This window comes from Hydrogenophaga sp. (genome assembly GCF_041633695.1).
GTDB lineage: Bacteria > Pseudomonadota > Gammaproteobacteria > Burkholderiales > Burkholderiaceae_C > Hydrogenophaga.
In genome coordinates this window covers 1-8545 of sequence record NZ_JBFJMY010000168.1, presented here as the reverse complement: position 1 = coordinate 8545, position 8545 = coordinate 1, and the positions used below count along the sequence as shown (strand labels likewise).

The 8545-nt window shown below is 64.0% G+C and carries 10 protein-coding genes; 6 read left to right on the top strand and 4 right to left on the bottom strand.

Annotated features, from left to right (window positions below):
- Positions 1–109: 109 nt before the first annotated feature.
- Entirely contained in the window at positions 110–637 is a 528-nt protein-coding gene (locus ABYB95_RS11915) for a MaoC family dehydratase (protein ID WP_372658761.1), read from the bottom strand.
- A 2-nt stretch (positions 638–639) separates the two neighbouring features.
- On the bottom strand, positions 640–1386 hold the full coding sequence (locus tag ABYB95_RS11910) for an SDR family oxidoreductase (protein ID WP_372658760.1): 747 nt from the start codon (positions 1384–1386) through the stop codon (positions 640–642).
- Between the two features lie 78 nt (positions 1387–1464).
- Here ABYB95_RS11910 and ABYB95_RS11905 point away from each other — a divergent pair, with 78 nt between their 5' ends.
- The 4 genes from ABYB95_RS11905 to ABYB95_RS11890 are packed head-to-tail and all read left to right on the top strand — an operon-like array spanning position 1465 to position 4411.
- Entirely contained in the window at positions 1465–2064 is a 600-nt protein-coding gene (locus ABYB95_RS11905) for a 2-hydroxychromene-2-carboxylate isomerase (protein WP_372658759.1), read from the top strand.
- A 47-nt stretch (positions 2065–2111) separates the two neighbouring features.
- On the top strand, positions 2112–2795 hold the full coding sequence (locus ABYB95_RS11900) for a dienelactone hydrolase family protein (protein WP_372658758.1): 684 nt from the start codon (positions 2112–2114) through the stop codon (positions 2793–2795).
- A gap of 4 nt (positions 2796–2799) precedes the next feature.
- Positions 2800–3747 (top strand): amidohydrolase family protein, encoded by a 948-nt coding sequence (locus ABYB95_RS11895; RefSeq protein ID WP_372658757.1) that lies wholly within the window; start codon positions 2800–2802, stop codon positions 3745–3747.
- Between the two features lie 13 nt (positions 3748–3760).
- Entirely contained in the window at positions 3761–4411 is a 651-nt protein-coding gene (locus tag ABYB95_RS11890; RefSeq protein ID WP_372658756.1) for a glutathione S-transferase family protein, read from the top strand.
- A gap of 10 nt (positions 4412–4421) precedes the next feature.
- Here ABYB95_RS11890 and ABYB95_RS11885 read toward each other — a convergent pair whose 3' ends face one another.
- A complete protein-coding gene (locus ABYB95_RS11885) occupies positions 4422–5534 on the bottom strand; it encodes a magnesium transporter CorA family protein (RefSeq protein ID WP_372658755.1) in 1113 nt (370 codons plus the stop codon).
- Positions 5535–5553: 19 nt separating this feature from the next.
- Positions 5554–6555, bottom strand: a complete 1002-nt coding sequence (gene hemB / locus ABYB95_RS11880; protein WP_372658754.1) for a porphobilinogen synthase — start codon at positions 6553–6555, stop codon at positions 5554–5556.
- A gap of 295 nt (positions 6556–6850) precedes the next feature.
- Between hemB and ABYB95_RS11875 the strand changes: the two genes are divergently transcribed.
- Both ABYB95_RS11875 and ABYB95_RS11870 read left to right on the top strand, forming a co-directional pair.
- Positions 6851–7978: a hypothetical protein gene (locus ABYB95_RS11875; protein WP_372658753.1), complete on the top strand. Its 1128-nt coding sequence runs from the start codon at positions 6851–6853 to the stop codon at positions 7976–7978.
- A 244-nt stretch (positions 7979–8222) separates the two neighbouring features.
- Positions 8223–8545 (top strand): CopD family protein (locus tag ABYB95_RS11870; protein WP_372658752.1); only part of this gene is annotated, 323 nt, incomplete at its 3' end.

Sequence of the window (8545 nt, the reverse complement as noted above, 5' to 3'; positions counted from 1 at the left end):
CAGCGAAGGGCCGCTCCCGAGCAGGGTCAACCCCCTCGGGGGGCCGCGACCTGCGCGGCGGCGGAGCGTGGAGAAGGCGACCGCAGCGAAGGGCCGCCCCCGAGCAAGGTCAGCCCCCTTGGGGGGCAGCGACCCGCGCAGCGGCGGAGCGTGGGGGCTCTACCTCTCTGCGCCGGAACATGCCATACCCTTCCATGTGCAAGACCTTCTCGCCGTGCTGGTTGAACATTTCCCACACTGTGCGCACCAGACCCACGTCGGGGCGTTTGCTCATGGGGCGCTTTTCGGTGATGGTGTGGCGCAGGTTCAGCGTGTCGCCGGGGAACACCGGTTTTTGCCATTTCAGACTCTCCAGTCCGGGCGATCCGAGGCTGGAGCTTTCACACAGAAAGTTGGTGACCATCAGCCGCATCGCCATGGCGCAGGTGTGCCAACCGCTGGCACACAGGTTGCCAAACACCGATGCCTTGGCGGCTTCGGGGTCGAGGTGAAAGGGCTGCGGGTCGAACTGGCTGGCAAAGGCCACGATCTCTTCGGTCGTGGGCGAGATGCTGCCCAGATCGCGGCTGCTGCCGACTTCCAGGTCTTCCCACCAGTAGCGGATGTGGGGGCTGTTTTCGGGTGTGGTGGCGGTCATCTTCAACGTCCTCCGGATACGTCCAACAAACTCATGGTGGTGTAACTCGCGGCGTCCGACAGCAGCCAGAGAATGGCTTGCGCCACTTCGTCGGCGCTGCCGCCGCGCTGCATGGGCACCAGATGCTGCAAGTCCTTCACGCGATCGGGCAGACCGCCCGATGCGTGGATTTCGGTTTCGATCAGGCCGGGGCGCACCGCGTTGACGCGAATGCCTTCGGCTGCGACTTCCTTGGCCAGACCGATGGTGAAAGCATCGACCGCGCCTTTGGCCGCCGCGTAGTCCACGTACTGCCCCGGCGAGCCCAGGCGCGAAGCCGCGCTGGAGAGGTTGACGATGGCGCCACCCGCACCGCCGTGGCGCGTGCTCATGCGGCGCACAGCCTCGCGTGCGCACAGCATGGAGCCGATCACGTTGATGTCGAACATGCGGCGCCAGCGCGCCACGCTCATTTCATCGATCCGCGCGCTCGCATCCACCACGCCGGCGTTGTTGACCAGGCCGGTGATGCGGCCCAGCTTGGCGTCCACCTTCTCGAACATCTTCAGCACCTGGGCTTCGTCGGCCACATCGGCCTGCACCGTGATCGCGTTGCCCCCTTGTGCGCGGATGCGGCGCACCACCTCGTCGGCGGCCAGTGAATTCGCCGTGTAGTTCACCGCCACCGCCCAGCCTTGTTGGGCGGCCAGCCACGCGGTGGCCGCGCCAATGCCACGGCTGCCACCGGTGACCAAAAGTACCTTGTCCATGCCCTGTCTCCTGCAGAAACCGACGGTGTCGGTTACAACCGTTGTTCTTTTCAGATTACAACAGCCCGAGGAGAGCACATGCGTCACACAGTCGACTATTACTTTGCACCTCAAAGTCCCTGGACTTACCTGGGGCACAGCCGTTTCGTCCAGCTGCTGCGCGAAACGGGCGCGGCGGTGCGGGTGCTGCCCAACGACCTGGGCAAAGTATTCCCGGTGTCGGGCGGGCTGCCGCTGGCCAAACGTGCGCCACAACGCCAAGCCTACCGCCTGCTGGAGTTGCGGCGTTTTGGCGAAGCGCTGGGTGTGCCTTTGAACCCGGAGCCACGCTTTTTTCCGGTGCAGGGCGACGACGCGGCGCGCCTCATCGTGGCGGTGGATCTGGCCGACGGAAGTGAAGCTGCGCTGCGCCTCACGGGTGCCATCACGGCGGCGGTGTGGGCACAAGAGCGCGATATCGCGGACCAGGCCACACTGGCGGCCTTGCTGGCGGAAAATGGCTTGCCCGCCGAACGGTTGAACGATTCGCTGCAGGCAGACACAGAGAAGCGTTACGCTGCGAATACCCAGGCGGCGATCGACGCGGGCGTGTTCGGTGCCCCGAGCTATGTGATCGACGGCGAGATTTTCTGGGGCCAGGACCGCCTGGATTTTGTCGAGCGCCGCCTGAAGGCCTGAGGCCTTTCAGGCGCGCTGTTTTTTTCCACTTCATCAGGAGACACACCATGGGCTATTTCACCGACCTTCAGGCCGATGACGGCTTTTCCTTCCGGGGTTACGTGGCTGAGCCGCTTGTGAATCCCATCGGCGGACTGGTATTGCTGCAGGAAATTTTCGGCGTCAACGACCACATCCGCTCGGTCGCCGACAGCTACGCCGCCGAGGGCTATCTGGTGGTGGCGCCGGCCACCTTCCACCGGGTGAAAGAGGCCGTCGAGCTGGGCTATTCAGAGGACGACATGAAAGAGGGCATGGGCTACAAGGCGGCTGTTGAAGCCTTGCCTGCGCCCGGCGTCTTGCGCGACATCCAGGCCGCGATCGAGCACGCGGCCGAGGGTGGCAACGTGGGCATTTTGGGCTATTGCTGGGGCGGTCTGCTGACCTGGCGCGCCGCTTGCACCCTCGACGGCCTGAGCGCCGCCGTGCCGTATTACGGTGGCGGCATGACCAGCGAGGCCGAAATGGCGCGCGAACCCCGGGTGCCGGTGATGGCGCACTTTGCCGACCACGATGGCTACATCTCCATGGATTCCATCCGCGCGTTCCAGGCGGCTCAGACCGGTGTGGAGGTGCACATTTATGCCGGTCACCATGGCTTCAATTGCGACCAACGCGGCGCTTACAACGCCGAAGCGGCCCAGTTGGCACGCCAGCGCACCAGCGCCTTCCTGGCCAAACACCTGGCCTGAGGTCATGGGTGCGGTGCACCGTGGTGCGCGGGCGACGTCCCGTTGGGCGCGGCTGCGCGGTCTGGCTGCTGCGGTCTGCGCAGGCGTGCTGGCCCACGGCGCAGTTGCGGCCGACTACCAGGGCCCGTTGCTGGACGCCCATTTGCACTACAACCAGGAAGCGTGTGTGCACACGCCAGCCGACGCGGTTTGCCCATTTCCCTTGAGCGATGTGCTGGCGCGCATGCAGCGCAACGGCGTGCGCGCCATCGTGGCCAATTCGCGCCCAAACGACGGAACAGAAGCGCTGGCGGCGGCACAAGCGCAAACCCGCGCCGCCCGCGTGGTGGTGGTGCCGTTTGTGCGGCTCTATCGCAACCGCGCCGATTACAGCAACTGGTTCCGCGACGAGAGCATCTACAGCCTGGTGCAGGCCCAGCTGGAGCGCGGTACGCCCGCCGGCCCTTTTCGGGGCCTGGGCGAATTCCACCTGTACGACAGCGCCAACGCCAACGGACCGGTGGCCAAAAAACTCATGGCTGTGGCCGAAACCCGGCAGCTCGCGGTGCTGGCGCATGTGGACGACGATGCGATCGATCTGCTGATGGCCAACACGCCGTCAAAAGGGCAAAAGCTCCGGCTGATCTGGGCCCACACGGGCATTGGCGGCACACCGCCCGAGCGCGTGGACGCCTTGCTGGCCCGCTACCCCGGCTTGATGGGCGAGTTGTCCTACCGCCCGGGCCTGACATGCGAAGACGGTTTGCTCTGCCCCGCCTGGCGGACCCTGCTGCTCAAGTACCCCGACCGTTTTTTGCTGGGGTCGGACACCTGGGTCAATGCGCGCTGGGAGGTCTACGACGGCTTGATGGCCGGCTACCGCCGCTGGCTGGGTGATTTGCCCGCCGAGGTGGCGCAGGGCATCGCCTGGGGCAACGGCGCGCGCCTGTTTGGTTTGCCTACCACCCCTTGACCCGAAGCCCGACATGATCCAGCTACACCACTACCCCAGCACCGCCAGCATGGTGCCCCACATCCTGCTGGAAGAGCTGGGCCAGCCGTTTGAACTCGTGCTGGTTGATCGCGCGCACCAGGCGCAAAAATCGCCCGCCTACTTGCGCCTCAATCCCAACGGCCTGATTCCCGTGCTCACCGATGGCGATCTGGTCTTGTACGAAACGGCCGCGATCTGCCTGCACCTGTGCGATACCCATCCGGACGCGGGCTTGGCGCCGCCCCTGGGCAGCACCGAGCGTGCGCATTTCTACAAGTGGTTGATGTGGCTCACCAACACCTTGCAAAGCACGCTCATCGTCTACTTTTATCCGGAGCGCTGGGCGGAAGAAGGCCACTTGGAGGGGGTGCAGCAAGTCAAGAGCCACGCCGAGGCGCGGATCAACGGCATGCTCGATCAGCTCGACCAGATGTTGGGTGGACACGGCAACGCCTGGTTCATGGGCGAGACCTATTCCATGCTCGACCCCTATCTGTTCACCCTGTGCCGCTGGACGCGCGGCTTTGCCGGTCGCCCGGCGCGGGACTACGAACACCTGGGTCCGTATTTGTTGCGCATGCTGGCCCGTCCGGCACTGCAACGGGTGTTGCGCCGCGAAAAAATCACCGCGCCGTACTTTTGACGCCGGTGGTTCAGCGGCCCGAGCGTGCCAGGTAGCGCTTGCGCCAGAACAGCACCCCCAGCACACCCGCGATCAAGACCATGGAACCCATGGCCCACCAGAAACCGGTTTGCTGATGGATCAAGGGGATGAACTGGAAGTTCATGCCAAAAATCCCGGCGATCAGGTTCAGCGGCAAGAAGATGGCGGTGAGCGCCGTGAGCGTGCGCATGATGTCGTTGGTGCGGTTGCTCTGGGCCGAAAAATGCATTTGCACCGCCGTTTCGGCGGTTTGCTCCAGCCGGCGCACGTGGTGCACCACCCGCTCAATGTGCTCCATCACATCGCGGCTGCGCACCTTGAGCAAGTCCAGTTCGCGCTGACCGCCCGGCATCTCGCTGGGGTCCCACTCCGCCAGCGCCTCGATCCAGTCTTGTATGGACGAACGCTGGTCTTCGCAGATGCCGTCCAGCTGGTGCAGCGAATTGCGCGCTTCCAGCAAGGATCCCCAGTTGCTGAACCGGGTGGAGGGGTGGAGCAGCTCGGCCTGCCAGTGGTCCAGCTGGGTGGTGAGCTCACGCCGCAGGTCCAGGTAGCCGTCCACCATCTGGTTGACGATGCGCAGCATCAGGTCGGCCGAGCTGGCCGGCAGATGGCTGCCACCCAGCCCGCGCGAGGTGGTCGATGCCTGCGCCAGCAAGCGCGCGGCGTGGTTGGCCAGCACGGCGCAGCCAGCGGGATGCACGGTCAGCAGCACCCGGTCGAACACCGCAAAACCCACCGGGCTGGTGTCGATGCGGCGCAGCACCGGCGGGCCACCGCGCTTCGCAGGCCGCGACAGCGGTGTGCCCGGGTGTGCCATGTCGGTTTCGGTGTGGCCAGCGGCGAGCCGCCTAAACACCAGCAAGTCGTATTGCGAGGTGTAGTCGTAGTGCGAAGGCAGCTGGTTGTTGAGCAGGTCGGAGATGTGCAAATCCACCAGCGACTGCCCGCACAACTGGTGCAGCGTGGCCTGGATATTGCCTTGCTCCAGCTCGAATTCGCGCCGCCCGCAGGCGATCCAGACAAAGCCTTGCGCGGGCAATTGGGCCGGCGCCGCTTCGAACTCGGCGACGTTTTGGCTCTGGATCACGAAGTAGCGCATGGCCCGTCCTTTTGGCGGTTCAGGCTTGCAGCAAGCGCGCCGCGTCGCGCGCGAAATAGGTCAGCACGCCGTCCGCTCCGGCCCGTTTGAAGGCCATCAGGCTCTCCATCATCACCGCGTCGTGGTCGAGCCAGCCGTTCAGCGCTGCGGCCTTGAGCATGGCGTATTCACCGCTGACCTGGTAGGCAAAGGTGGGCACGCGGAATTCGTCTTTCACGCGGCGCACGATGTCGAGATAGGGCATGCCGGGTTTGACCATCACCATGTCGGCACCTTCGGCCAAATCCAGGGCGACTTCGCGCAAAGCCTCGTCGCTGTTGCCCGGGTCCATTTGGTAGACCTTTTTGTCGGCCTTGCCCAGGTTGCCCGCCGAACCCACCGCGTCGCGAAACGGCCCGTAGAAGGCGCTGGCGTATTTGGCGCTGTAGGCCATGATGCGGGTGTGCACCAGGCCTTGGGCTTCCAGTGCGCGGCGGATCGCGCCGATACGCCCGTCCATCATGTCGCTGGGCGCCACCATGTCCACGCCCGCCTGCGCCTGCGTGATGGCCTGCTGCACCAGGATTTCAACGGTGGGGTCGTTCAGGATGTAGTTGTGCCCGTCCAGCACACCGTCTTGGCCGTGGCTGGTGTACGGATCCAGCGCCACATCGGTCATCACGCCGAGCTGGGGAAAACGGGCCTTGAGCTCACGCACCACGCGTGGCACCAGGCCGTTGGGGTTTAGGGCTTCCTGGCCATCCGGCGTTTTGAGCGACTGGTCGATCACAGGGAACAGCGCCATCACCGGAATCCCCAGCGCCACACAGTCCTCGGCCACGGGCAGCAGCAGGTCCAGGCTCAGGCGTTCCACGCCGGGCATGGACGCCACGGCTTCGCGGCGGTCTTGCCCGTCGAGCACAAACACCGGGTAGATCAAGTCGGCAGCACCCAGGCGGTGCTCGCGCACCAGGTCGCGGGTGAAGGCATCCCGGCGCAGGCGCCGGGGACGTGAAAGCGGGTAGGGGGCAGGTGGTCGCATGGGCCTATTGTGGCAAAGTCGGCCGGCCCACGGGGGCCAGGGCCCGTTGTGCCAGCGCAGGCGGCGGGGTGCCGCTGTTGCAAGGCGTAAAAGATACAAGATGATTGAAAATCGCAAGGGTTTGTGTTGAACTCCACGCGAGGACAAAATACTTAAGGGCCGGTCAGCATGGTGACCGGTCTTGGGTGGTATTTTGGGTGCGACCCGTGCCGTGTCTGCGAAGAGGGTCGCCGTTTGAACCCGTTGCCCGCGTGCATTGGGATTGGCTCTTTCGCTTTCTATATTTCATTCCGCCATGCTGAATTCCAAAACAAGCACTGCAAAACCAGCTGCGGTTGATAGGTCGATCGCCCCCAGTGAAGCAGAAAACTGGTCCCTGGAGGACCATTGGCCCGAGCTGGTGGCTTCGCTGGCCGACCAGATCACCGAGGGCGTCAGCGCCTTGCAGGCGAACCTGGACCAGTTGCTGAGCAAGGGGCGCATCTCGGTTTCCGAGCACCGCGCGCTGGGCATCCCGGTCGAGCGCCTGAAGCTGGGTGGCATGAGTGCCCAACAAATCAATCGCTTCTACAACGGGCGTATCCGCCAGTCGCACGAAAAGGTGGACATGTCGGTGCTGGTGGAAGACGTCTTGCAGGAGCGCAAGCAAGAGTTGGGTAGGCTGGGGATCGCCTTGCGGCGCAAACTCAAAGCGGTGGAGGTGTTGATCGACCCCACCGTTGCTCATGCGTTTGTCAACGCGGTGATGGATTGGGGGCTGCCGTTCGGCAGCCGGGTGGATGTCCGCATGGACCTGAATGCCTGGCCCCAGCACGCCCGGTTGCAGGTTCGTGTCTCCAACGACGGCATCCCGCCATCGAGCAAACTCTCCAGCGACAACCTGAGCTGGATGCTGATCCGCCAGATCGCGCTGGCCGCCGGCGGCATCGAGGTGACCCGTGAAACCAACGACGACGGCGTGAGTTTGACCGCCTTGTTCAACCGCACGGTGCAGGCGGTGGATGGCATTTCGGCGGTGGACTTGTCGGACGAACACTCCTCCATGTTCAAGTCGCTCTCGGGCACCTACGTGCTGACGATTTCGCCCAGTTTGCAAATCCGTGCCGATGTGCGCGATGCCCTGCGCGAGATCGGCATCTCTTCCGACAGTGTGGTCGATTTCAAGCAAGCGCGGGATGCCATACAAGGCCGCATGCCCAATCTGATCGTGATCGATTCCGAGATCAAGGACGATGATTTTGAGGACTTCCGGCGCGACCTTCTGCGCGAGGTTTTCGAGTTCCCCTTTGTTGAGATATCGCCCGATGACAGTTCTTTTGACATGTCGGGCTTCGGCGAATTTTCCATGGCCAAGGTGGGTCGCGGCAACATCCGCGAGGCCCTGGGCACCGCTGTGATGTTCGAGTTGGCCAAGATGATGTGACTTATTTTGGAGAAGCCGAAACCACAGGGTGAATGCCTACTTCGTACTTGCAACCCGCTGATGCTCTGATGTAACATCCACCCGGGTTTGCCGCAAGGTGAGCCTCCCGCTTTTCCTCCCTGAGCGGGCGCCTTATGTGTGACAGCAAAAAGGCTTCCTAACCCGGCCCGAAAGGGCCGGGTTTTTTTTGTCCGCTCGGCAACCGCTGGCCGCCCGGTCCGTTCGCAGGCCCTAAACTGGCGCCATGCTCTGGGTCAAGTCCTTCCACATCGTCTTCGTGGCCAGCTGGTTCGCTGGTTTGTTTTACCTGCCACGGCTGTTCGTGAACCTGGCCATGGTGCCGCCTGAAAGCGTGGCCGAGCGCGAACGCTTGCTGCTCATGGCGCGCAAGCTGTTGCGCTTCACCACCCTGCTGGCGGTGCCGGCATTGGGCTTGGGCTTGTGGTTGTGGCTGGGCTACGGTATCGGCCGCGGTGCGGGCAACGGCTGGATGCACGCCAAGTTGGCCATGGTGGTGCTCATCCTGGGCTACCACCACGCCTGCGGACGTTTGCTGCGCCGGTTTGT